General features: G+C 33.9%; 25 protein-coding genes. 19 read left to right on the top strand and 6 right to left on the bottom strand.

Going from position 1 to position 24496, the window contains the following annotated elements:
* The 12 genes from murF to EV697_RS05075 all read left to right on the top strand — a co-directional run bounded on the left by murF (position 1) and on the right by EV697_RS05075 (position 14120).
* The gene (murF, locus tag EV697_RS05130) at positions 1-1395 is read left to right on the top strand and encodes a UDP-N-acetylmuramoyl-tripeptide--D-alanyl-D-alanine ligase (protein ID WP_132023344.1); all 1395 of its coding nucleotides are present in this window, start codon (positions 1-3) and stop codon (positions 1393-1395) included.
* The gene (gene mraY / locus EV697_RS05125) at positions 1376-2458 is read left to right on the top strand and encodes a phospho-N-acetylmuramoyl-pentapeptide-transferase (protein ID WP_132023342.1); all 1083 of its coding nucleotides are present in this window, start codon (positions 1376-1378) and stop codon (positions 2456-2458) included. Before murF ends, mraY begins: the two co-directional genes overlap by 20 nt.
* Before the next feature lie 16 nt (positions 2459-2474).
* Positions 2475-3785, top strand: a complete 1311-nt coding sequence (gene murD / locus EV697_RS05120) for a UDP-N-acetylmuramoyl-L-alanine--D-glutamate ligase (RefSeq protein ID WP_132023340.1) — start codon at positions 2475-2477, stop codon at positions 3783-3785.
* 22 nt (positions 3786-3807) lie between these two features.
* A complete protein-coding gene (ftsW, locus tag EV697_RS05115) occupies positions 3808-4989 on the top strand; it encodes a putative lipid II flippase FtsW (RefSeq protein WP_132023338.1) in 1182 nt (393 codons plus the stop codon).
* Between the two features lie 23 nt (positions 4990-5012).
* On the top strand, positions 5013-6065 hold the full coding sequence (murG, locus tag EV697_RS05110; RefSeq protein ID WP_132023336.1) for an undecaprenyldiphospho-muramoylpentapeptide beta-N-acetylglucosaminyltransferase: 1053 nt from the start codon (positions 5013-5015) through the stop codon (positions 6063-6065).
* A gap of 25 nt (positions 6066-6090) precedes the next feature.
* The gene (murC, locus tag EV697_RS05105) at positions 6091-7518 is read left to right on the top strand and encodes a UDP-N-acetylmuramate--L-alanine ligase (protein ID WP_132023334.1); all 1428 of its coding nucleotides are present in this window, start codon (positions 6091-6093) and stop codon (positions 7516-7518) included.
* Between the two features lie 22 nt (positions 7519-7540).
* Entirely contained in the window at positions 7541-8467 is a 927-nt protein-coding gene (locus EV697_RS05100) for a D-alanine--D-alanine ligase (protein ID WP_132023332.1), read from the top strand.
* Positions 8467-9231 carry a cell division protein FtsQ/DivIB gene (locus EV697_RS05095; protein ID WP_132023330.1) on the top strand — a complete coding sequence of 255 codons (765 nt, stop codon included), beginning with the start codon at positions 8467-8469 and terminating at the stop codon, positions 9229-9231. Before EV697_RS05100 ends, EV697_RS05095 begins: the two co-directional genes overlap by 1 nt.
* A 33-nt stretch (positions 9232-9264) precedes the next feature.
* Positions 9265-10536, top strand: a complete 1272-nt coding sequence (gene ftsA, locus EV697_RS05090; protein ID WP_132023328.1) for a cell division protein FtsA — start codon at positions 9265-9267, stop codon at positions 10534-10536.
* Positions 10537-10624: 88 nt separating this feature from the next.
* Positions 10625-11902, top strand: a complete 1278-nt coding sequence (gene ftsZ / locus EV697_RS05085; protein ID WP_132023326.1) for a cell division protein FtsZ — start codon at positions 10625-10627, stop codon at positions 11900-11902.
* A 29-nt stretch (positions 11903-11931) separates the two neighbouring features.
* Positions 11932-12849: a UDP-3-O-acyl-N-acetylglucosamine deacetylase gene (gene lpxC, locus EV697_RS05080; protein WP_132023324.1), complete on the top strand. Its 918-nt coding sequence runs from the start codon at positions 11932-11934 to the stop codon at positions 12847-12849.
* A gap of 107 nt (positions 12850-12956) precedes the next feature.
* Positions 12957-14120: a chorismate mutase gene (locus EV697_RS05075; protein WP_132023322.1), complete on the top strand. Its 1164-nt coding sequence runs from the start codon at positions 12957-12959 to the stop codon at positions 14118-14120.
* Between the two features lie 78 nt (positions 14121-14198).
* Here the strand turns inward: EV697_RS05075 and cmoA are convergent, their stop codons facing one another.
* On the bottom strand, positions 14199-14924 hold the full coding sequence (gene cmoA, locus EV697_RS05070; RefSeq protein ID WP_132023320.1) for a carboxy-S-adenosyl-L-methionine synthase CmoA: 726 nt from the start codon (positions 14922-14924) through the stop codon (positions 14199-14201).
* Between the two features lie 155 nt (positions 14925-15079).
* On the opposite strand from cmoA, the gene aspS reads away from it, so the two are divergent.
* From aspS to ruvB, 7 genes are all read left to right on the top strand, one after another.
* A complete protein-coding gene (gene aspS, locus EV697_RS05065) occupies positions 15080-16852 on the top strand; it encodes an aspartate--tRNA ligase (RefSeq protein ID WP_132023318.1) in 1773 nt (590 codons plus the stop codon).
* A 71-nt stretch (positions 16853-16923) separates the two neighbouring features.
* On the top strand, positions 16924-17361 hold the full coding sequence (nudB, locus tag EV697_RS05060) for a dihydroneopterin triphosphate diphosphatase (protein WP_132023316.1): 438 nt from the start codon (positions 16924-16926) through the stop codon (positions 17359-17361).
* Between the two features lie 59 nt (positions 17362-17420).
* Entirely contained in the window at positions 17421-18164 is a 744-nt protein-coding gene (locus tag EV697_RS05055) for a YebC/PmpR family DNA-binding transcriptional regulator (protein WP_132023314.1), read from the top strand.
* Positions 18165-18314: 150 nt separating this feature from the next.
* Positions 18315-18785, top strand: coding sequence for a hypothetical protein (locus EV697_RS05050; protein WP_132023312.1), 471 nt, complete (start codon positions 18315-18317; stop codon positions 18783-18785).
* Positions 18786-18858: 73 nt separating this feature from the next.
* Entirely contained in the window at positions 18859-19431 is a 573-nt protein-coding gene (gene ruvC, locus EV697_RS05045; RefSeq protein WP_132023310.1) for a crossover junction endodeoxyribonuclease RuvC, read from the top strand.
* A gap of 75 nt (positions 19432-19506) precedes the next feature.
* Positions 19507-20121: a Holliday junction branch migration protein RuvA gene (gene ruvA, locus EV697_RS05040; protein WP_132023308.1), complete on the top strand. Its 615-nt coding sequence runs from the start codon at positions 19507-19509 to the stop codon at positions 20119-20121.
* 11 nt (positions 20122-20132) lie between these two features.
* Complete coding sequence (gene ruvB, locus EV697_RS05035; protein ID WP_132023306.1) at positions 20133-21140, top strand: Holliday junction branch migration DNA helicase RuvB; 1008 nt, start codon at positions 20133-20135, stop codon at positions 21138-21140.
* Between the two features lies 1 nt (position 21141).
* Here the strand turns inward: ruvB and rapZ are convergent, their stop codons facing one another.
* Genes rapZ through lptC form a run of 5 tightly spaced genes read right to left on the bottom strand, consistent with a single transcriptional unit; the run spans position 21142 to position 24347 of the window.
* Positions 21142-21993: an RNase adapter RapZ gene (rapZ, locus tag EV697_RS05030; protein ID WP_132023304.1), complete on the bottom strand. Its 852-nt coding sequence runs from the start codon at positions 21991-21993 to the stop codon at positions 21142-21144.
* Positions 21994-22010: 17 nt separating this feature from the next.
* A complete protein-coding gene (gene ptsN / locus EV697_RS05025) occupies positions 22011-22529 on the bottom strand; it encodes a PTS IIA-like nitrogen regulatory protein PtsN (protein ID WP_132023302.1) in 519 nt (172 codons plus the stop codon).
* Between the two features lie 5 nt (positions 22530-22534).
* The gene (gene lptB / locus EV697_RS05020) at positions 22535-23260 is read right to left on the bottom strand and encodes an LPS export ABC transporter ATP-binding protein (protein ID WP_132023300.1); all 726 of its coding nucleotides are present in this window, start codon (positions 23258-23260) and stop codon (positions 22535-22537) included.
* A 9-nt stretch (positions 23261-23269) separates the two neighbouring features.
* The gene (lptA, locus tag EV697_RS05015) at positions 23270-23791 is read right to left on the bottom strand and encodes a lipopolysaccharide transport periplasmic protein LptA (RefSeq protein WP_132023298.1); all 522 of its coding nucleotides are present in this window, start codon (positions 23789-23791) and stop codon (positions 23270-23272) included.
* Positions 23772-24347 (bottom strand): LPS export ABC transporter periplasmic protein LptC, encoded by a 576-nt coding sequence (lptC, locus tag EV697_RS05010; protein WP_132023296.1) that lies wholly within the window; start codon positions 24345-24347, stop codon positions 23772-23774. Before lptC ends, lptA begins: the two co-directional genes overlap by 20 nt.
* Positions 24348-24496 lie beyond the last annotated feature (149 nt).

The following is a 24496-nucleotide window of genomic DNA, read 5'->3' as shown; positions in this document are numbered from 1 at the left end:
ATGATTAAATTAAGCCTTAGAAAAATAGCAGAAATTTTAGATGGTCAATTAATAGGTAATGATCTTTTTGTTGAAAATATTAGTACTGATACCCGAATATCAGTAGAAGATGGTTTGTTTTTTGCATTAAAAGGTGAAAATTTTGATGCTCATAACTATCTTGCACAAGCGATTCAACAAGGTTGTACGGCTATTATTGTTGATCACCAATGTGATGTTAATGTGCCACAAATTGTGGTTAAAGATACACGAGTAGCTTTAGGTAAATTAGCTCAATGGTTAAGGTTAACGATTAATCCTAAAACCGTTGCTATGACAGGTTCGTCAGGAAAAACTACGGTTAAGGAAATGACTGCCGCTATTTTACAAGAGATGGTACAAGATCCTAGCGATGTATTATTTACCTCAGGGAATTTTAATAATGATATTGGCGTACCTTTAACTTTACTACGTTTAACTGAACAACATCGTTTTGCAGTAATTGAACTAGGGGCGAATCATATTGGTGAAATTGCTTATACAACAGATTTAACCCATCCAGATGTTGCTTTAGTCAATAATGTAGCAGCTGCACATTTAGAAGGCTTTGGTAGTATCGCAGGGGTAGCTCAAGCAAAAGGGGAAATCTATTTAGGCTTATCTGAAAATGGTGTCGCAATAATTAATTTAGATTGCCATTATTTAGAACAATGGAAAACAAGCATCGCTAGCCATAAAGTGCGGTCATTTTCACTAGTGAATTCTCAAGCTGATTACTATGCAGAAAATATATTATTGACCGTATCAGGCGCAACGTTCATTTTGAATACACCAAGTGGAAATGTTGAAATTGATTTACCTTATTTAGGTAAACATAATATCAGTAATGCATTGGCAGCAACTGCTTTGGCGATGAATGTTGGCGCTACTTTACAACAAGTAAAACAAGGTTTAGAAAAAAAATCACAGGTAAAAGGCCGTTTATACCCTATTCAACCTTGTGAGAATTTATTGTTATTAGACGATACTTATAATGCTAATGTTGATTCTTTACAGTCTGCAATTAGTGTATTAGCAGGATATAAAGATAGTTGTCGTATTCTTGTTGTAGGTGATATGGCTGAATTGGGTGAAAAAACAAAAGATTGTCATCAACAAGTAGCAAGCTACACTCAGCAATCCGATATTGACATCATTATAAGTTTTGGCTTAGAGAGTCGGGTTATTTCGGCTGTAAAAAATGGTCAGCATTTTGAGGATAAAGTAGATTTATTATTAGAATTGATTAACTTAGTTAAAAGTAAATTAGAAAATAATCAAAAAGTGGTGGTATTGGCAAAAGGTTCACGTCGAATGAAAATGGAAGATGTGATCTATTCATTAGAAGGGGCTTTCAATGTTAGTTTGGTTCGCTGAATATTTACAGCAATTTTATAGTGGCTTTAATGTTATTTCATATATTACTGTGCGTTCGGCATTAGCATTATTAACAGCATTGTTTATATCATTATTAATTGGTCCCTATGTGATTAGGCGATTACAATTATTAAAATTTGGACAAGAAATTCGTAATGATGGTCCAGAAAGTCATTTAAGTAAAAAAGGCACACCGACAATGGGCGGAGTGATGATTTTATTCTCCGTAGGCGTAAGTACAATTTTATGGGCTAATTTGGCTAATCCTTATATTTGGTTTAGTTTATTTGTACTGTTTGGCTATGGAGCAGTTGGTTTTGTTGATGATTATCGCAAAATTACACGTAAAAATACCGATGGTTTGATTGCTCGTTGGAAATATTTTTGGTTATCTGCAATTGCTTTGATTGCCATTATTGGAATGTATTTACTGGGTAAAGATACTAATGCTACCCGTTTGGTTGTTCCATTTTTTAAAGAAATTATGCCTCAGTTAGGTATTTTTTATATTGTTCTTGCTTATTTTGTTATTGTAGGTACCAGCAATGCGGTTAATCTAACTGATGGATTAGATGGTTTAGCTATTATGCCTACAGTTTTTGTGGCGGCTGCTTTTGCATTAATTGCTTGGGCAACAGGAAATATAGAATGGTCTAAATATTTATATATTCCTTATATTAAATATACCTCTGAACTTGTTGTATTTTGTACTGCAATTGTTGGTGCTGGATTGGGATTTTTATGGTTTAACACTTATCCCGCTCAAGTGTTTATGGGGGATGTTGGCTCATTAGCATTAGGTGGAGCATTAGGTGTTGTTGCTGTATTGGTTCGTCAAGAATTTTTACTGGTTATTATGGGGGGCGTTTTTGTTATGGAAACCCTTTCTGTGATTTTACAAGTAGGATCATATAAATTACGAAAACAACGTATTTTTAGAATGGCACCAATTCATCATCACTTTGAATTAAAAGGGTGGCCAGAACCAAGAGTAATCATTCGTTTTTGGATTATTTCTTTAGTGTTAGTCTTATTTGGGCTAGTTACGCTTAAATTACGTTAGTGTTGAGATAAATAAAATGAATAATCTATATCAAAATAAAAAAATTACTATTATTGGTTTAGGAAAAACAGGATTGTCTTGTGTCCGCTATTTACAAAATCAGCAAGCAGATATAAGAGTGATTGATACAAGAAAAAATCCAACGGGGATTGAATTATTAGATAAATCTATTCCGCTTTATACTGGTGGTTTAAATCAACAATGGCTACTAGATAGTGACATAATTGTTATTAGTCCAGGATTAGCGGTAAAAACACCAGAAATTCAGACCGCACTTCAAGCTGGTGTTGAGGTAATTGGAGATATTGAATTATTTTGTCGTGCGGTAACTAAACCAATTATTGCGATTACTGGATCAAATGGTAAAAGTACGGTTACTACATTAGTTACAGAAATGGCGAAGGCTTGTGGTATTAAGGTTGGAATGGGGGGAAATATTGGTATTCCAGCATTATCTTTACTTGAACAAGATTATGATTTATATGTTTTAGAATTATCAAGTTTTCAACTTGAAACAACTTATAGCTTAAAAGCCGCAGCCGCAACGGTATTGAACGTAACGGAAGATCATATGAATCGCTATGTAGATTTAGAAGATTACCGTCAGGCAAAACTAAAAATTTATAAGAATGCCCAAGTGGCAGTGATTAATGGAGAGGATCCATTAACAGAAGAAACAAGCCCAAGTGTAGTTAAAAAAGTTAGCTTTGCGGAAAATAATGCTGATTATTGGTTAAAAACAGAAAATGGCAAACAGTATTTAATGGTAAAAGATGAGGTAATTTTACCTTGTAATGAGATGAAGTTAGTTGGTCGTCATAATAATATGAACGCTTTATCCGCAGTAGCATTGGCACAAGCTGTTGATATGAATTTATCTGGAATTAAGACCGCACTTCGCGAATATGTAGGCTTAGATCATCGTTTTCAATTAGTTCATCAAGAAAATGGAATTCGTTGGATAAATGATTCTAAAGCAACGAATGTTGGTAGCACTATTGCTGCATTAACAGGGTTGTATGTTGAAGGTAATTTACACTTATTGTTAGGTGGAGATGGAAAAGGTGCAGATTTTTCTGAATTATCAAATTTAATTAATCAACCAAATATTTATTGTTATTGTTTTGGGCAAGATGGTCCTGCACTTGCAAAATTATCCAAACAAAGCCAATTATTCGACACTATGGAACAAGCGATACAAAATATAAAACAGCATTTACATCAAAATGATATGGTGCTACTTTCACCAGCTTGTGCCAGTTTAGATCAGTTTACTTCTTTTGAAAAACGTGGTGAAGAATTTACAAGATTAGCTAAATTAAATTAATAAAATATATAAAGAGTAAGGAATGACTTTTTTAGATAAGATCAAAGATAATTACCAAGATTGGCTTAGAATAACCCCAAAAAATTCACTTTATGATAGGGGATTATTTTGGTTATTTATTATTTTGTTATTGGTAGGTGTGGTAGCTGTGTCTTCTGCATCTGTTGCTGAAGTGGATAAAAATCCATTTTTTTATACAAAAAGGGATTTAAGCTACTTTCTTTTATCAGTGATCACTTTTTTTGTTTTTCTAAAAGTTCATACTGAAACGTGGAAGAAATACCATGTTTATATGTTTTGGATAGCATTATTTTTACTTATTATCGTATTAATTCCTGGTATAGGATCTAAAGTTAATGGTTCAAGACGTTGGATTAATCTTATTTATTTTAATTTTCAACCTGCAGAATTTGCAAAATTAGCATTGACTTGTTTTTTAGCAGGCTATTTTACTCGCCGTTACGATGAAGTACGCTCAAGAAAGCTAAGTGCATTTAAGCCTTTATTAGTAATGGGAACAATGGGGGTATTACTTATTCAACAACCTGATCTAGGAAGTACGGTTGTGTTATTTGTGATTACATTTTGTATGCTGTTTATCGTTGGTGCTCATCTTTTTCAATTTCTTGCTCTCATTGGAATTGGCGGATTATTATTTGGTGTTTTAGTTGTTACATCGGAATATAGATGGAAAAGAATGACTAGTTTTATGGATCCTTTTCAAGATTATTTAGGCGATGGCTATCAATTAAGTCAATCTTTAATGGCGTTTGGTAGAGGTGAGTTTTTTGGTGAAGGACTTGGCAATTCCATTCAAAAATTAGGCGCATTGCCTGAGCCTCATACTGATTTTGTTTTAGCTATTGTTGGCGAAGAATTTGGTCTGATTGGTATTTTTGTTATTATTATTTTATTAAGTTTGCTGATTTTTAAGGCGTTATCAATTGGTAAAAATGCATTATTGTTAGAACAGCGTTTTAAAGGATTTCTAGCATTTGGAATTAGTTTTTGGATATTCTTTCAAGGGTTCGTCAATTTAGGGATGGCATTAGGTTTATTGCCTACAAAAGGTTTAACATTTCCATTAATTAGTTATGGTGGATCGAGTTTGATTATTATGTCTATGGCAGTAAGTATATTGTTACGAATAGATTATGAAAATAGACAGATGACTATTGGTAATGCGATACTTAGAGACGATTAGAGTAATAGATAAAGGATTGTAGCGTGTCAGATAAGAAAAAATTATTAGTTATGGCTGGGGGGACTGGTGGTCATGTATTTCCCGCCATTGCTGTTGCCCAGTATTTACAGCAATTAGGTTGGGATATTTGTTGGCTTGGAACAAAAGATCGTATGGAAGCACAATTAGTTCCAAAACATAATATTCCAATTAAATTTATTCAAATATCTGGCTTAAGAGGAAAAGGTATCAATGCACTTTTAAAAGCACCATTTGCAATTATTCGAGCGATTTTCCAAGCAAGAAAAATAATAAAAGAGTATCAACCTAATGCAGTATTAGGTATGGGAGGTTATGTTTCTGGTCCTGGTGGTATTGCCGCTAAGTTGTGTGGTGTACCAATAGTGCTACACGAACAAAATGCTGTTGCTGGTTTGACAAATAATTGGCTTTCAAAAATTGCAACTAAAGTGTTACAAGCTTTTCCTACTGCGTTTCCTCAAGCTGAAGTTGTTGGCAATCCAGTCCGTCAAGATCTATTTACATTACCCGTTCCTCAAGTTCGTTTTAAGAACAGAACAGGGAAGTTAAGATTATTGGTTGTTGGTGGTAGTCAAGGTGCAAGAGTTCTAAATTTATTAATACCAAAAGTAGCAGATAAATTGTCGGATAAATTAGACATTAGACATCAAGTCGGAGCAGGATCTTTAGAAAAAATCACCGCACTTTATAACAATATTGATGTCAAAGTTACAGAGTTTATTGATGATATGGCAGAAGCTTATGCTTGGGCTGATATTGTTGTCTGTCGTTCTGGCGCATTAACTGTTTGTGAGCTGAGTGCGGTAGGTGTACCTGCAATTTTTGTTCCTTTTCAACATAAAGATAAGCAGCAATATTTAAATGCTAAATATTTGGCTGATGTTGGTGCGGCAAAAATTATAGAGCAAGCAGATTTAAATGTTGATGTATTGGTTGATTTATTAAATCAATTAGATCGGAACATATTATGTGATATGGCAATAAAAGCAAAAGCTATGTCTAAACCTTTATCCGCTCAACGTGTGGCGGAAGTAATTATTGATGTAGCAAAATAAAAAATTAGAATAGCTAGGAATAAAAATGGTAGAGTTTCAGAAAGCAGTGAGAAAGTTAGTACCGGGAATGCGTCGTGTTAGCCAAATTCATTTTGTCGGCATTGGTGGTGCAGGAATGGGGGGAATAGCCGAGGTATTATTAAATGAGGGCTATGTTGTTACTGGATCAGATATTGCTGAAAATTTAGTAACTGCTCGTTTAAAATCATTAGGTGCAACTATTTTCTTTTCTCATCAAGCAGAAAATATTGAAGGTGCGAGTGTTGTAGTTATTTCAAGTGCAATTAAAGCGGATAATATTGAAGTCGTTACGGCTCATCAAAATCATATCCCTGTTATTCAACGTGCTCAAATGCTAGCTGAGATTATGCGTTTTCGTCATGGTATAGCTATTGCGGGAACTCATGGCAAAACTACCACAACTGCAATGGTATCAATGATTTATGCTGAGGCTGGATTGGATCCGACTTTTGTTAATGGGGGATTAGTTAAATCCGTTGGAACAAATGCCCATTTAGGTTGTAGTCGTTATTTAATTGCAGAAGCAGATGAAAGTGATGCCTCATTTTTACATTTGCAACCAATGGTTTCTGTTGTTACTAATATTGAGCCTGATCACATGGAAACTTATCATGGTGATTTTGAAGAAATGAAACAGACTTATGTGAATTTCTTACATAATTTACCATTTTATGGGCTAGCAATAATGTGCGCTGATGACAATGTATTAATGGAATTACGTGCTAAAGTAGGGCGTCAAATTATTACCTATGGTTTTAGTGAAGATGCTGATTATCGCATTACTGGCTATCAACAAGTTGGCTTTAAAGGTAATTATAAAGTCATCACCCCAAATAATGAGTGCATTGAGGTTGTATTAAATGTACCAGGAAAACATAATGCCTTAAATGCTACGGCGGCATTAGTGGTAGCAAAAGAAGAGGGGATTGAAAATACGGCTATTCTATCTGCGTTGGCTAACTTTCAAGGGGCTGGTCGTCGTTTTGATCAATTAGGTGAATTTAGTCGTCCGAATGGAAAAGTTATGTTGGTAGATGATTATGGTCATCATCCTACTGAAGTAGGCGTTACTATTTTAGCCGCCCGTCAAGGTTGGCAAGAAAAACGAATAGTGATGATTTTTCAACCTCATCGTTATTCTAGAACAAGAGATTTATTTGATGATTTTGTACAAGTATTATCGCAAGTTGATGTGTTAATAATGCTTGATGTGTATGCTGCAGGTGAAGCCCCTATTACTGGTGCTGATAGTAGAGCATTGTGCCGCTCTATTCGAAATTTAGGAAAAATAGATCCTATTTTAGTTACCGATCATAATCAATTACCTGAAATAATGGATCAATTAATACAAGATGGTGATTTGATTTTAGCTCAAGGTGCGGGGAATGTGAGTAAGCTATCTCGCTTATTAGCAGAGCATTGGTCTAAGTAGTTTGAATGATGGATAAAATAATATGAAAAAAGAATTAAAACAACAAAAAATTGCCGTATTACTGGGTGGAACATCTGCAGAGCGTGAGGTTTCTCTTAATTCTGGTGCAGCAGTACTAAAATCATTACGAGATCAGGGATTTGATGCACATCCAATTGATCCTAAAGAATTTCCCATCGTAACATTAAAAGAATGTGGATTTGAACGCGTATTTAATATTTTACATGGTCGTGGTGGTGAAGATGGTTCTATGCAAGGTCTTTTGGAACAAATAGGGATACCTTACACTGGTTGTGGTGTGATGGCTTCTTCTTTGACTATGGATAAAATGCGTACAAAAATGTTGTGGAAAGCCTTTGGGTTACCAGTTGCAGATATGGAAGTGGTAACTCAAGCAAATTTTCATGAATTAAATCCTCAAGCTATTGTTAATAAACTAGGTTTGCCATTAATGGTAAAACCTTCTCTTGAAGGCTCTAGTGTGGGATTAACAAAAGTAAAAAAACTTGAAGATTTAAAATGTGCCGTTGAATTGGCATTAAAACATGATGAAACCGTATTAATTGAAGAATGGCTATCAGGGGAAGAATTTACGGTACCTATATTGGGTAGTGAAATATTACCAGCAGTAAAAATTGTACCTGAGGGTGAGTTTTATGACTATGATGCTAAGTATATTTCAGATAATACACAATATTTTTGTCCAGCTGGATTAAGTGAAAAAAAGCAACAAGAATTAGCAATATTAGTAAAAAGAGCCTACGATGTGGTTGGTTGTCGAGGTTGGAGCCGTATTGATGTTATGACTGATGAAAATGGTGAGTTTCGTTTAGTTGAGGTAAATACTAATCCAGGTATGACTAGTCATAGTTTATTTCCAAAATCAGCTGCTATTGCTGGCTATACTTTTGATGCTTTGGTTGTTAAAATTTTGGAGCTTAGTGCTTGATGAATGTTTTGCGTAATAAGACGGTTATGCATTCACGTAAGGGAATAAGAAAAAAGTTCTCTTTCTCTCGTGCAAAATTGTTATTTATATTACTTTTGGGAATAATAATTTATATTATCATTAATAAACAGTATTATTTAGATCAATTGGATAATAAACCTATTAGTGGTTTTGCATTGCTGAGTAGCAATGAATTTACAACTTACGATGATGTTAAAGATAAATTACTAAAAATGGGAACATTAAAAGGTTTTTTTACTCAAGATGTAAATATAATAAAAGAACAAATAAAGACGATTCCTTGGGTTAAAGATGTTGTTGTTCGTAAAATTTGGCCTGATCGGTTAAGTATTTGGCTATCTGAATACGAACCTGTTGCCGTTTGGAACGATATTAGTGCCGTATCAAAAGAAGGGGAAATATTTAGGCTACCGCCAGACAGATTGAAAAAAAACAATTTGCCTAGGTTGTCAGGTCCTAATTATCAGAGCATGTTGGTTTTAGAAAGTTGGGAATATATTAATAATTATCTTAAAAAACAAGATATTAAATTAAAAGAATTAGGTATTGATGAAAGAGGATCTTGGCAAGCAACTTTAGATAATGATGTTATTTTAAAGTTGGGACGGGGTAAATGGAATGATAAGTTGGATCGGTTTGTTACCATTTATCCGCAAATCGAGATACCAGAAAATAAAAGATTATTTTATATTGATTTGAGATATAGTATTGGTGCATCTGTTGGTTTAATTGATGTCAATTAGGAATGATTAATTTGAATATTGTGAAGTGATAAAATGGCTAAAGATGAGAATATTGTAGTTGGTTTAGAAATTGGTACATCAAAAGTAGTCGCTGTTGTTGGGGAATTACTTCCTGATGGTGTTGTAAATATTTTAGGCGCTGCAAGTTGCCCTGCAAAAGGTATTGATAAAGGCAGTATTACAGATTTAAGTGCGGTAGTTACCTCTATTCAACGAGCTATTGACTCTGCTGAATCTGTTGCTGATAGTCAAATATTGAGTGTTACTTTAGCTATTACAGGGGAACATATTCAAAGTTTGAACGAAAGCGGTTTTGTTCCTATTAGTGACGGAGAAGTGACTCAAGATGAAATTGATGCAGCAATGCATACCGCTAGTTCAGTAAGAATGGGTGATGGACTTTCTTTATTGCACGTTATTCCACAAGAGTATGCAGTGGATAAACAAGTGAATATTAAAGATCCACTAGGTTTACAAGGTGTACGTTTGAAAGCTCAAGCTCATTTAATTGCTTGTCATCAAGATTGGTTAAATAATCTAAAAAAAGCTGTTGAGCGTTGTAAGTTAAAAGTGAATAAAATTGTTTATTCTGGTTATGCTTCAGCGGAAGCGGTATTGACGGAAGATGAAAAAGAATTAGGTGTTTGTTTGATTGATTTTGGTGCAGGCACAATGGATATTGTGGTTTACACTGATGGGGCAATTCGCTTTAGTAAAGTTATTCCTTATGCAGGAAATTATATCACAGATGATATTGCTAAAGCTTGTGCAACTTCAAGAGCTGGCGCTGAAAGTATTAAAGTTACCTATGGTAGTGCAGTTAATCCCCCTAGCACACAGCCTGAAAAGAAAATTGAAGTAGCAAGTATTGGGGGGAGACCACCAAGACTATTAACAAAGGAACAGTTATCTTTAGTAACATCTATTCGTTATAAAGATTTACTCAATGTAGTAAAAAGTGAATTAGCGCAATTACATGATGAATTAGAAAATAAGCAAATGAAATTTGAACTAATTGCAGGTGTTGTTATTACGGGAGGCGGTGCACAAATTGAAGATTTAAAAGAATGTGCATCAGAGGTTTTTGGAACACAAGTTCGTATTGCAAGTCCTTTGAATATTACAGGTTTAACCGATTATGTGAATAAACCTCAGTATTCGACAGTCGTTGGATTATTGCATGTTAATCATAACCATTTAGATGAAGTCGATAGTGGTAGTTATTCATCATCAAATGGTATATCTCAAAATCCGATATTATCGGGAATTAAAAAATTTTTAAATAAAGTGCGTTCAGAATTTTGAAAATTAACATTTTTAATCTACAATAAGAGTAATACGAATTTAACTTATTGCTAATATATGAAAAATTAGCATTTTACGGAGAATGTATATGTTTGAACCAGTAGATTACGATATTGGTGATCCGAAAGGAGCTCTCATCAAAGTAGTTGGTATTGGCGGTGGCGGCGGTAATGCTGTTAACCATATGGTCGCTAACATGATAAAAAATGAATTTAGTGGCGATATTGTTGATACTGGTGAACTTAGCTATTCTATCCCAGATGAAGAGCATGGTAGTATTGTGTTCTATGCAATCAATACTGACGCTCAGGCTTTGCGTAAAAGTAATGTTCAGCATACTATCCAAATTGGTGGAACGACCACAAAAGGATTAGGAGCAGGAGCAAATCCAAATGTGGGGCGTAAAGCCGCTGAAGATGATCAAGATGCTATTCGCTCTATGCTTGAAGGAGCGGATATGGTCTTTATTGCTGCAGGTATGGGGGGAGGAACAGGTACCGGTGCAGCACCTGTTGTTGCGCAAATTGCTAAAGAATTGAATATTTTGACTGTTGCAGTGGTTACAAAACCTTTTTCATTTGAAGGCAGAAAAAGAATGCAGTTTGCTGAATTGGGGATTAAAGAACTATCTAAATATGTTGATTCTTTAATCGTGATTCCTAATGAAAAATTGTTAAAAGTACTAGGTAAAAACATTAGTTTAATGAATGCTTTTGCCGCAGCAAATGATATTTTACGTAATTCAGTAACAGGTATTTCAGATATGATCACATCTCCGGGGATCATTAATGTTGACTTTGCTGATGTAAAAACAGTTATGTCTGAAATGGGAAGGGCCATGATGGGATCAGGTTTTGCTCAAGGTTCTCCTGAGGATGGAAGAGCGGAAAAAGCTGCACAAGATGCAGTGGCTAGTCCTTTATTAGAAGATGTGGATTTATCTGGAGCAAGAGGGGTACTTGTTAACGTTACTGCGGGAATGGATTTGGGGTTAGGTGAATTTTATAGTATTGGTGATACGATAAAAGCGTTTGCCTCAGATGATGCAACAGTGGTGGTAGGTACAACATTGGTGCCTGATATGGTTGATGAGATTAGAGTAACTATTGTTGCAACAGGGATTGGTGAAATAGAGGAACCTAATATTCAAATAATGCCGAAAATTAAACCTAATGAGAATATTGTTACTCAATCAGGGGATTTATCATCTCAAAATAGTTTACAAAGCAAATATTCTGCACGTGATGAGGGAGTTAAGCCTACTTCATTCAAAGAGAAAAATATTTTAGATACGCCAATTACAGATAGGCTAAGTGCTTTTCAAAGAGTGAATGTTTCTGATTTTTCACGTAATTCAGATAAATAATGTAATTATGTGGTACTAGGGTTAAATATATGATAAGACAAAGAACATTAAAACAAAGTATAAAAGTAACGGGTGTTGGTTTGCATAGTGGTAATAAAGTGACATTAACTTTAAGACCCGCAACAGCTAACACTGGCGTCATTTATTGTCGAACGGATTTAAACCCGCCAGTGACATTTCAAGCTAATGCAGATGCTGTTCGTGATACAATGCTTTGTACTTGCTTAATAAATGAAGATGGTACAAAAATTTCAACAGTTGAACACTTAAATTCTGCATTAGCTGGCTTAGGAATTGATAATATTATTATTGAGGTTGATGCACCAGAAATTCCAATTATGGATGGTAGTGCGAGTCCTTTCATTTATCTATTACTTGATGCAGGCATTGAAGAGCAGAACGCACCGAAGAAATTTATTCGAGTTAAGAAAGCTATTCGAGTAGAAGATGGTGATAAATGGGCAGAATTTAAACCTTATCACGGTTTCAGACTTGATTTTACCATTGATTTCTCTCATCCTGCTATTAGTAAAGATGTACGTAACTATGTAATGGATTTTTCATCACAAGCATTTATCCAGCAAATTAGTCGTGCGAGAACTTTTGGTTTTATGAAAGATATTGAGTATTTACAATCTCAAGGTCTTGCTTTAGGTGGTAGTTTAGATAATGCCATTGTATTAGATGATTACCGTATTCTTAATGAAGATGGTTTACGCTTTAAAGATGAGCTTGTTCGTCATAAAATGCTTGATGCAATAGGTGATCTTTATATGGCTGGTTATAATATTATTGGTGATTTTAAAGCATATAAATCAGGTCATGGGTTAAATAATAAGTTACTTAGAGCCTTATTAGAAAATCAAGAATCTTGGGAGTTTGTTACTTTTGATAATGAAGATTCTGTCCCAGAAGGTTATGTAGCACCAGTTCAAGTATTCATCTAATTAGAAAGAAATAAGATAGAAAGCTATATTTCTAATTGAAGTATAGCTTTTTTTATAACTAAGATTTAATAATTAGATTATGTTTTATTAGAGTTAAGGAACAAAAAATGACATTGGATTTAAATGAAATTCGTCAACAGATTACAAATATCGATCGTAGTTTATTAAAATTATTATCAGAAAGACATCGTTTAGCTTTCGATGTTGTTCGTAGCAAAGAAGTCACGCAAAAATCATTAAGAGATTTAGAACGTGAACAACAGCTTTTAAAAGAATTAATAGAATATTCAGAAAGCCAAGATTATCAATTAGAAGCACAATATATTACTGATATTTTTCAAAAAATTATTGAAGATTCTGTGGTGACTCAGCAAGTTTATTTACAAAAAAAATTAAATGATCAAAAAGGGAAAAATATTCGTATTGCATTTTTAGGAAAAAAGGGATCTTATTCTCATCTTGCAGCCTGTAATTATGCGATTCGTTACCAGAAACAATTAATTGAAGTTAGTTGTAATTCATTTGATGAGGTATTTCATAAAGTAGAAAAAGAAGAGGCTGATTACGCCGTACTTCCTTTAGAAAATACAACGTCAGGGGCTATCAATGAAGTATATGATTTATTGCAACATACTGAGTTGTCTTTGGTTGGGGAAATAGCTTATCCGATAAAACATTGCTTACTTATAAATGGAGAAAGCGATCTAGAAAAAATTGATAGCTTATATAGTCATCCTCAAGTTATTCAACAATGTAGTCAATTTATTCATAAGTTAGATTCTGTGCATATTGAATATTGTGAAAGTAGCTCTCACGCTATGGAGTTGGTTGCAAATTTGAATAAGCCTAATATAGCAGCCTTGGGAAATGCTGACGGTGGGCGTATTTATGGGCTAAATGTATTATGTTCTAATATAGCTAATCAATTAAATAATATTACACGTTTTATTGTCATTGCTAAAAAACCAGCTATTGTTTCCCCACAGATTCATACTAAAACGTTATTATTAATGAGTACAAGCCAACAAGCTGGTGCTTTAGTTGATGCTTTATTGGTATTTAAAAAACACAATATTAATATGCTTAAACTCGAATCTCGCCCAATTTACGGAAAACCTTGGGAGGAAATGTTTTATTTGGAGATTGAAGCAAATATTCATAATCCTAAGACAGAAATCGTATTTAATGAATTGAAAGAATACAGTAATTATTTGAAAATATTAGGCTGTTATCCTAGTGAAATTATAAAGCCTGTGAGTCTTGATAGTTAGAAGTACTATATAAACATAATAAAAAAATGTACCGCACCTTTATTTTTTAGTGATATAAGGTGCGGTTTTTTTTACTAATCACTTTACTGCAATCATCGAACCAAAATTAAAACATTGAAACCATAGCTCTATTTGTGAGAATCCAATGGAACTTAAGCGTGCTTTATGATCACTTATGGTATCAGTACGCATAACATTCTCGAGAGCGGTGCGTTTTTGGCTAACTTCTAATTCACTATATCCATTTGCACGTTTGAATTGATGATGAAGATCGATCAGTAATTCATTAACTTTGTTGTTTTCAAAGCGAAATTTTTCCGATAGCACTAGTAAGCCATTTGGATTTAAGCCTTGATAAATTTTTGTTAATAATGTGTATCTATCCTCAGGGGGAAGAAATTGTAGTGTAAAATTTAAAATGACCATAGAGGCATTATTTATTTTTACATTGCGAATATCATCACAAATAATATCTACGGGAATTTCACTTTGATAGGCTTGAATATGTTGACGACAACGCTCTACCATTGGTTTGGAATTATCAATCCCAATTATTTTGACATTTTTTTGTTGAATATTACGACGAGCAGAAAGCGTAGCGGCACCACGAGAGCAACCAAGATCATACACATTAGAATTTTCAGTAACAAAGCGATTGGCAAGCATACCAATAGCAGTAATGATATTACTATATCCAGGAACAGAGCGTTGGATCATATCAGGAAATACTTCGGCGACATTTTCATCAAAGGTAAAATCACCTAGATTTTTAATTGGAGCTGAAAAAATAGTATCTTTACTCATAATTGCCTATTTTTGATAAAAGTGCGGTTATTTTAGAAGAAGTTTTCTTTGAGCTCAAATAAATTTATGTTTAAGATTTTTATTTATTGGTGTTTGGGCTATAATTTACGGATTATTTTACAAAAATTTTAACATTAAAAAGAAAGGAAGATTATATGATGCGAACTCATTATTGCGGAGCATTAAACCGTAGCAATATTGGACAAAAGGTAACTTTAAGTGGTTGGGTTCATCGCCGTCGTGATTTAGGTGGGCTAATTTTTATTGATATGCGTGATCGTGATGGTATTGTGCAAGTTTGTTTTGACCCAAAATTCGAAGAGGCATTAACAAAAGCAGCTACATTGCGTAATGAGTATTGTATTCAAATTGAGGGTGAAGTGATTGCTCGTCCTGATAATCAAGTTAATAAGACGATGGCAACTGGTGAAGTAGAAGTTTTAGCTCATACTCTTTCCATTTACAATACAGCAGATATTTTACCTTTAGATTTCAACCAAAACAATACAGAAGAACAGCGTTTAAAATATCGTTATTTAGATTTACGTCGTCCAGAAATGGCTCAACGTTTAAAGACGCGTGCAAAAATTACTAGTTTTGTTCGTCGTTTTATGGATGATAATGGCTTTTTAGATATTGAAACACCAATGTTGACTAAAGCAACCCCAGAAGGGGCGAGAGATTACCTTGTTCCAAGTCGTGTGCATAAAGGGAAATTTTACGCATTACCACAGTCACCACAATTATTTAAGCAGTTATTGATGATGTCAGGTTTTGATCGTTATTATCAAATTGTAAAATGCTTTCGTGATGAAGATTTACGTGCAGATCGTCAGCCTGAATTTACCCAAATAGATGTGGAAACTTCATTTTTAAACGCACCTGAAGTGCGAGCTATTATGGAACGTATGATCCGTGGATTATGGCAAGAGATTATTGGTGTTGATTTAGGAGAATTTCCTACAATGACTTTTGCGGAGGCTATGCGTCGTTTTGGTTCTGATAAACCTGACTTACGCAATCCCCTAGAACTAGTTGATGTTGCTGATATTGTTAAGGATATTGACTTTAAAGTATTTAGTGGACCAGCAAATGACATTAACGGGCGAGTGGCTGCAATTCGCGTACCAAATGGTAATAATATTACACGTAAGCAAATTGATGAATATACACAGTTTGTGGGTATATATGGTGCGAAAGGATTAGCTTGGTTAAAAGTTAATGATGTAACTGCTGGTCTTGAAGGAGTACAAAGTCCAATTGCTAAATTCTTATCAGAGGATGTATTGAAAACTTTGTTTGAACGTGTTCAAGCTCAAACTGGTGATATTCTATTTTTTGGTGCGGATAAATATTCTGTTACGACAGATGCAATGGGAGCATTACGCTTAAAATTAGGGCGTGATTTAGGATTAACTAATTTAGATAGTTGGCAACCGCTTTGGATTGTTGATTTTCCAATGTTTGAAAATGATGATGAAGGTGGTTTGGCTGCAATGCACCATCCGTTTACATCGCCAAAAGATTTTACACCTGAAGCATTAGAAGCTAATCCAACTAATGCAGTTGCCAATGCTTATGATATGGTGATTAATGGCTATGAAGTTGGCGGTGGCTCTGTGCGTATTTTTGATCAAAAAATGCAACAAACTGTTTTCCGTATCTTAGGCATTAGTGAGCAAGAACAAAGAGAGAAATTTGGTTTCTTACTTGATGCACTAAAATTTGGTACACCGCCACACGCAGGATTAGCATTTGGTTTAGATCGTCTCACAATGTTATTGACAGGAACGGAGAATATAAGAGATGTAATTGCTTTCCCTAAAACAACGGCAGCGGCTTGTTTAATGACTGATGCTCCAAGTTTTGGACATCCTCAAGCTTTAGCTGAGTTGGCAATTTCTGTGATTAAGTCAGATAAAATATAATTTTTGTGTTATTTGTTGAGTGGACTAAAGTCCACTCCTTATTTTTGTTAGTTTAACCATTTAGTTATAACGTGAAATATAAAAATAATCATTCGGTACTAGTCATCATTTATGCAGAAAGTACACAACGTGTATTGATGTTGCAACGCCGAGATGATCCGACATTTTGGCAATCAGTAACAGGATCTATTGAAAATGATGAAACACCTTATGACACCGCTTTTAGAGAAGTGAGAGAAGAAACAGGAATAGATATTCTTGCTGAAAAACTACCGCTCTTTGATTGTAAGGAAAAAATTGAATTTGAAATTTTTCCACATTTTCGTTATAAATACGCACCTAATGTGACACATTGTGTTGAGCATTGGTTTTTATTAGCATTACCAGAAGAACGAGAGCCAATATTAGTTGAGCATATAGATTATCAGTGGCTTAGTACAAAAGAGGCGTCGTCTTTAACAAAATCTTGGAATAATCGCTTAGCGATTGAAAAATATTTATTAAGTTAATTAACTATTTTATATAAAATTTATTATATTTAGCATTTTTTTATAAAGAGGAAATATACATGGCAGGACATAGTAAGTGGGCCAATATTAAACATCGTAAAGCTGCACAAGATGCGCAGCGTGGTAAGATTTTTACTAAATTAATTCGTGAGTTAGTTACTGCAGCAAAAATTGGTGGGGGCGATGTTGCGGCAAACCCACGTTTACGTGCAGCGGTGGATAAAGCTCTCGCAAGTAATATGACACGCGATACTATTAATCGTGCTATTGACCGTGGCGTTGGTGGTGGTGATGACACCAATATGGAAACACGTATTTATGAGGGCTATGGTCCAGGTGGCACTGCTGTTATGGTGGAATGTTTAAGTGACAATGCAAATCGTACTATTTCACAAGTTCGTCCTAGTTTTACAAAGTGCGGTGGTAATTTAGGTACAGAAGGTTCTGTTGGTTATTTATTTAGTAAAAAAGGATTAATCATTATTCTTGATGCAGATGAAGATGCATTAACTGAAGCGGCAATTGAAGCGGGTGCAGAAGATATTCAGCCACAAGATGATGGTAGTTTTGAGATCTATACGGCTTGGGAAGAGCTTGGTACGGTACGCGATGGTATTGAAGCAGCAGGATTTAAAATTGAAAATGCGGAAGTATCAATGATTCCATCTACTAGCGTTGATTTAGATGTAGAAACTGCACCTAAATTATTAAGATTAATTGATATGCTTGAAGATTGTGATGACGTTCAAAATGTCTATCATAATGGTGAAATTAGTGATGAAGTTGCGGCTTCATTAGAATAAATATTCATTAAAATATTATTTGATAATTATCTTATTAGTAATAGAATAAATAGAACTGTTTACTTATTTCAATGATATTGTTTGTTGCTTAATAAGTAAACAGTTTAATGTTTAAAATGTTTTTTATATTTTATAATCTAAGGAAAAAATATGAAATTTGTGAAACAATTATCAATTATTGCTAGCTTATTAGCATTGTCTGCCTGCTCTCAACAAATGGTAATGAATGACAAAGCTTCCAATATGGGTACTGAATCTGCTCAAGGAAATGGAATGGATACTAAAGTCATTTCTAAAAAGGTAGTTTATGCTTGTGGTGCAAAAGCAAATAAGCCTGTGATGGTGACTTATCATTTTGAAGGTGAAAAAGCAGTTTCTGCTGAGGTTATTTATAGAGGTAAAGCTGTATCTAAAAACAGTTTTAATCGTGTAGAAGACAAAGATAGTGCAAGATTCATTAGTCCTGAAAGATTAGTATGGATTGCTGATGAGCATTTAAATTTAGCTAATTTTGATAAGGTTGATGGTAATATGCTTTACCAAGAAGGTAAAGATACTGATAACATTATCATTAAATATTGTGGTTTAAATAAAAAAGCAACAGCAAAATTAAATAAGTAATTTATTTTGCTAAATCATATTGAATAAAATAGGCGAATACTATAATTCGCCTATTTTTTAGCGAAAGGAAATTATGAGTATTATTTTGGGAATAGATCCTGGTTCTAGAGTAACGGGTTACGGTGTTATTAAACAGACGGGTTCAAAATTAGAATACTTAGGGAGTGGTGCTATTCGTACGAAAGTGGAGGATTTACCTACTCGTTTAAAACGTATTTATGCAGGGGTAGCTGAGATTATTACTCAATTTCACCCTAATTTTTTTGCTATTGAAGAAGTATTTCTTTCGAAAAATGCTAATTCAGCATTAAAGTTAGGACAAGCTCGCGGTACTGCAATAGTTGCCGCAGTAAATTATGATTTGCCTGTGTTTGAATATGCGGCGAGGCTAGTTAAACAAACGGTAACTGGAAGTGGCGCAGCTGATAAAATTCAAGTACAAGATATGGTTACAAGAATACTAAAATTATCTGATTATCCACAAGCTGATGCAGCAGATGCATTAGCTATTGCCATTACTCATTCTCATACTATGCAACATTCTTTGCAAATTTCTAAAAATTTGATACTTAATAAAACTCACGAAAAAACAACCGCACTTTTACAACCAAGATATAGTCGTGGACGTTTTAGATTAAAAGGATAGTAGTAAAATAAGACTGGATATTTATCCAGTTTTATTTTATTCTATGTTTCAATTTTGTTATGAAAGGCAGTGCTTATGATTGGTCATTTGAAAGGTATTTTAGTTGAAAAACAACCACCAGAAATTTTGTTAGATGTACAAGGGGTGGGGTATGAATTAATGTTACCGATGACTAGTTTTTATGATTTACCAGATATTGGTCAGCCGACTGAAGTTTTTACTCATCTTGTGGTGCGAGAAGATGCACATTTATTATTTGGTTTTTCTCATAAACAAGACCGCACTTTATTTCGTGAATTAATTAAAACTAATGGTGTTGGTCCTAAGTTAGCTTTAGCTATATTGTCCGCTATGTCAGTTGTTGATTTTGCTTATGCGATAGAGCATGAAGAACTTTCTAAACTGGTTAAAATTCCAGGTGTTGGTAAAAAAACAGCGGAGCGTTTACTTGTTGAATTAAAAGGTAAGTTTAAGTCAATTAAACAAGATAATTTCTTTATTGAAAGCTCTCATTTACCAATAGAACAACGAGTTTCTAGTAATGTAAATATAATGATAGATGATGCGGTATCAGCATTAATTGCGTTAGGTTATAAAGCAACGGATGCTGAAAAAATGGTGAATAAAGTAGCTAAACCTGAATTAACAAGTGAGCAATTGATTCGTGAAGCTTTAAAAGCTTCTTTATAAGAAATTAGATTATGATTGAAGCAGATAGAATTATTAGCGCTACTATCAAATTAGATGATGACTATATTGATAGAGCTATCAGACCTAAGTTACTGACTGATTATGTCGGTCAGCCCCAAGTTTGTGAGCAAATGGAAATATTTATCAAAGCAGCAAGAATGCGTAAAGATGCTTTAGATCATTTGCTTATTTTTGGTCCTCCAGGATTAGGTAAAACAACATTAGCAAATATTGTTGCTAATGAAATGGGTGTCAATATTCGTACAACTTCGGGGCCCGTACTTGAAAAAGCAGGGGACTTAGCGGCAATGTTAACTAATCTTGAACCTCATGATGTATTATTTATTGATGAAATTCATCGGCTTTCTCCTGCGATTGAAGAAGTGCTTTATCCTGCAATGGAAGATTATCAATTAGATATTATGATTGGAGAGGGACCTGCTGCTCGTTCAATTAAACTTGATTTACCACCTTTTACATTAATTGGCGCTACAACAAGAGCAGGTTCTCTTACTTCACCACTTAGAGATCGTTTTGGGATAGTTCAGCGTCTAGAGTTCTATTCAGTAGAAGATTTAACTTCAATCGTCACTCGTAGTGCGAACTGCTTGAATCTGGATCTTCAAGGTGAAGCTGCGAGAGAAATTGCTTGTCGTTCTAGAGGTACACCACGAATAGCAAATCGTTTATTACGTCGAGTGAGAGATTATGCTGATGTAAAAAATGGCGGTATTGTTTCTTCTGAAATCGCAAGATTAGCCTTATCTATGCTTGATGTGGATCAAGTAGGATTTGACTTTATGGACCGTAAATTACTAACAGCTATTATTGAGCGTTTTGATGGTGGTCCTGTTGGTTTAGATAATTTAGCTGCGGCAATAGGCGAAGAAAAAGATACTATCGAAGACGTTTTAGAACCCTTTTTAATTCAGCAAGGTTTTTTGCAAAGAACGCCAAGAGGGCGGATTGCAACTTTAAGAACTTACCAGCATTTCGGTATTGAAAAATTAACAAAATAATTTACTTATTTTTAGCGAGTGATTTATGTTGAATTTGTACATTATCTCTTTTTGCTTGAAAATATTCGCCAATTTGTTGTGCAATATAGACAGAACGGTGTTTCCCTCCTGTACAGCCAATAGCAATAGTAAGATAACTACGATTATTTTTTTCTAACATCGGTAGCCAAGTTTCAATATAATTACGTGTTTCGTAGATAAATTGATTGACCATGCTATGTTTATTTAAAAATTCAGCTACGGGTTTATCTAGTCCTGTCATAGGACGTAATTCTGGATCCCAATGAGGGTTAGGAAGAAAACGTACATCAAAAACATAATCAGCATCTTGTGGTATACCATATTTAAAGCCAAAAGATTGAATAATTATATTTAAAACTTTTTCTTTTTCTGCATTGAGAAAGAATCGTAGTTTTTCTGCTAGCTCATGGGTAGAAAGTGTTGAAGTATCAATGATTAGGTTAGCATGTTGTACTAAAGGTTCTAAATATTGAAACTCTTGGTTAATTGCATTTTCTAAGGATAAATTTTGATTAGAAAGAGGGTGAAGTCGTCGAGAATCACTGTATCGGCGAATCAGTGTATTTACATCAGTATCAAGAAAAATGATTTTAACATTATTGGTGCCTTCTATTTGTAATAGAATTTTTTCTAGCGATTCTGATGAGTTAGGAAGATTACGAATATCCAGACTAATTGCAACTAAAGTTTGTGTTGAAGATAAAATATTGATTAATTGAGGAAGTAAACCTAAGGGTAGGTTATCAACACAATAATAGCCAATATCTTCCAACGCACGCAATGCTACGGATTTTCCAGCACCAGAACGACCACTAATAATGATTATATCCATATGAATGCATTTCCTGATTAATTCAATTCTTCAATATTTTCTTGATTATTAGATAATATTTCTTGTTGACTGTCTATGTTTTCAAAAATTTGCCAAATTTCTTCTTTATTCTGTGCCGCTCTTAGCTGTTTACAAATTGATTTATCGGTTAATAATGTTGTAATTTTCGCTAAATCTTCAGAATATTGAGAACAAATATTTGTAGGAATAAGTAATGCAAAGATGAGATCTATATCTCGGTGATCTAAAGCATTGTAATCTATACCAGTTTTTAATTGTAAGAAAACAGCAATAGGTTTATCTCCATCAGGAAGTCGTCCTTTAGGGAATGCTACGCCATTTCCCAAGCTAGAATTACCTAACTTTTCACGCTCATATAAACATTCAAAACAGGTGTGTTCATTTTCTTGGTTATTCTCATCATTAAATTGAGAAGCAACAATTTTACCTATAATTTCAAAAACACGTTTTTTACTCGAACAAACAAGTCCTTGTCGAATATTATCAGGGATAAGTAATTCAGTTAATTTTGCCATAATTATTATAGTTTAAATTCTTCGCCAAGATAAACTCGTTTTACTTGTTCATCTGCCATTATTTCATTTGGGCTGCCAGTTGCAATCATCTTTCCAGAACTGACAATATAAGCTCTTTCACACACATCCAATGTTTCTCTAACGTTATGATCAGTAATGAGTACACCTAAACCTCTGTTTCGTAAGTCGATGATTATTTTCTTTATATCTATAACAGAGATAGGATCTACCCCAGCAAAAGGCTCATCAAGTAGAATAAACTTAGGATCGGCGGCTAAAGCTCTAGCTATTTCAACCCGACGGCGTTCTCCACCAGAAAGTGACTGTCCTAAATTATCTCGAATATGTGTAATATTGAATTCTTCTAGTAATTTTTCTGCTATTTCTTCTCTTTGTTCTTTATTAAGATTTTTACGAATTTCTAGAATAGCCATTAAATTGTTATAAACGCTTAAATGACGAAAAATGGATGCTTCTTGAGGCAAATAACCGATACCTCTTTGAGCTCGATTGTTCATCGGTAATAAACTAATATCTTCACCATCAATGGTGATTTTGCCTTTGTCGTGGCGAACCAAGCCGACAACCATATAGAAAGTTGTTGTTTTACCCGCACCATTTGGTCCAAGCAACCCGACAATTTCACCTGAATTTACTGTAAGTCCAACATCTGAAACAACTTGTCGTTGTTTGTAACTTTTCGCTAAGTTTTCTACACAAAGAATAGACATATCAAGATCCTAGTTTTTATTTTTTTGATTATTTAGTTGTGTAGGGATAAGTACAGTATGTACTCTATTTTTTCCTGAACCATTAGCTTTCAGTTGTTGCTTTTTGACATCGTATGTAATGTGGCTACTCGAAATTTTACTATCTAATTGTTTCAGTTCCGCATTTCCTGTTAGTGTTAAAAATTCACTACCTAAATCATAATGTACCGTGTTTGCTTTTCCATCAACAGGCTTTCCATTCTCTAAGGTTTGATGAAAAATTACTGGGTTACCTGTAGCATTTATAGTTTCTTTTTTACCTGAATTTTCAGGTGGGCGAGTGATAACAACTTTGTTTGCTTTAATTAAGATAGAGCCCTGCGTGATAATAACATTATCCATAAAGGTAACCGTTGAGCTATCCATATCCAGTGCTTGATTATCTGAAATAATATCAATAGGTTGACTTGTATCATTTTTTAACGAATAAGCAAGGGTTGAGATGCTTAAACAAGTTGTTATGACCAAAAGTTTATTTATTACTAATTTCATAGCGTGTTTTTACCTGTTCTTTTAATGTCGCAATTTGTTGGTTTAAATTACCAACTAATTTACTGCCTGTCGATACAATATTTTGTCCTATTATATTTACCGTTGTATTAGATGTTATATCTTGGTTTTTTAAGTTTATAGTAGCTTCTTCTGCTGTAATTTGTTGTAATTTAGAATTATTAACAAGATTTTGAGCGATTACTTCTCCCTCTAGATATAGCATATTATCTTTTGTTAATTTAGCTTGCTTTGCACTTAATTTCCAATTTTGTTGTTCAAATTGTTTATTTTTAATATCAAATAGGTGGACTATTGGTTCTTCAAAAATACTATACCCTTCACTATCATAATATTCCACAGTTTTTGCATTTGCCACATATTGTTTTTCTCCTGTCAAGGAAAACACGGTGGTTTCCATTTTATGTCCAATATATTCAGGACTTTTTTTATCTTTTATCAGTTGTGTAAGTTCATCATTCGATGCTTGTAAACTATAAAACCAAGCAAAGGATAAAAAGGCAATGATTGATAAAACAATAACCCAACGAAGGTTCATAAATGTAAAAAGCCCCTAGTATCATAAATAAAATATTTTTTAATAATAGCATATTTTATATAAATATAAATCTTTCCTTCATTTAAGTCTGATGATTTATATTTGACAAATATTAGATATTAATAGAATATTCCCCATAAATTTAAATA

Origin of the sequence: Bisgaardia hudsonensis (assembly GCF_004345785.1) — a bacterium.
Classification (GTDB): domain Bacteria; phylum Pseudomonadota; class Gammaproteobacteria; order Enterobacterales; family Pasteurellaceae; genus Bisgaardia; species Bisgaardia hudsonensis.
This window is presented reverse-complemented; position numbering and strand designations above follow the sequence as displayed.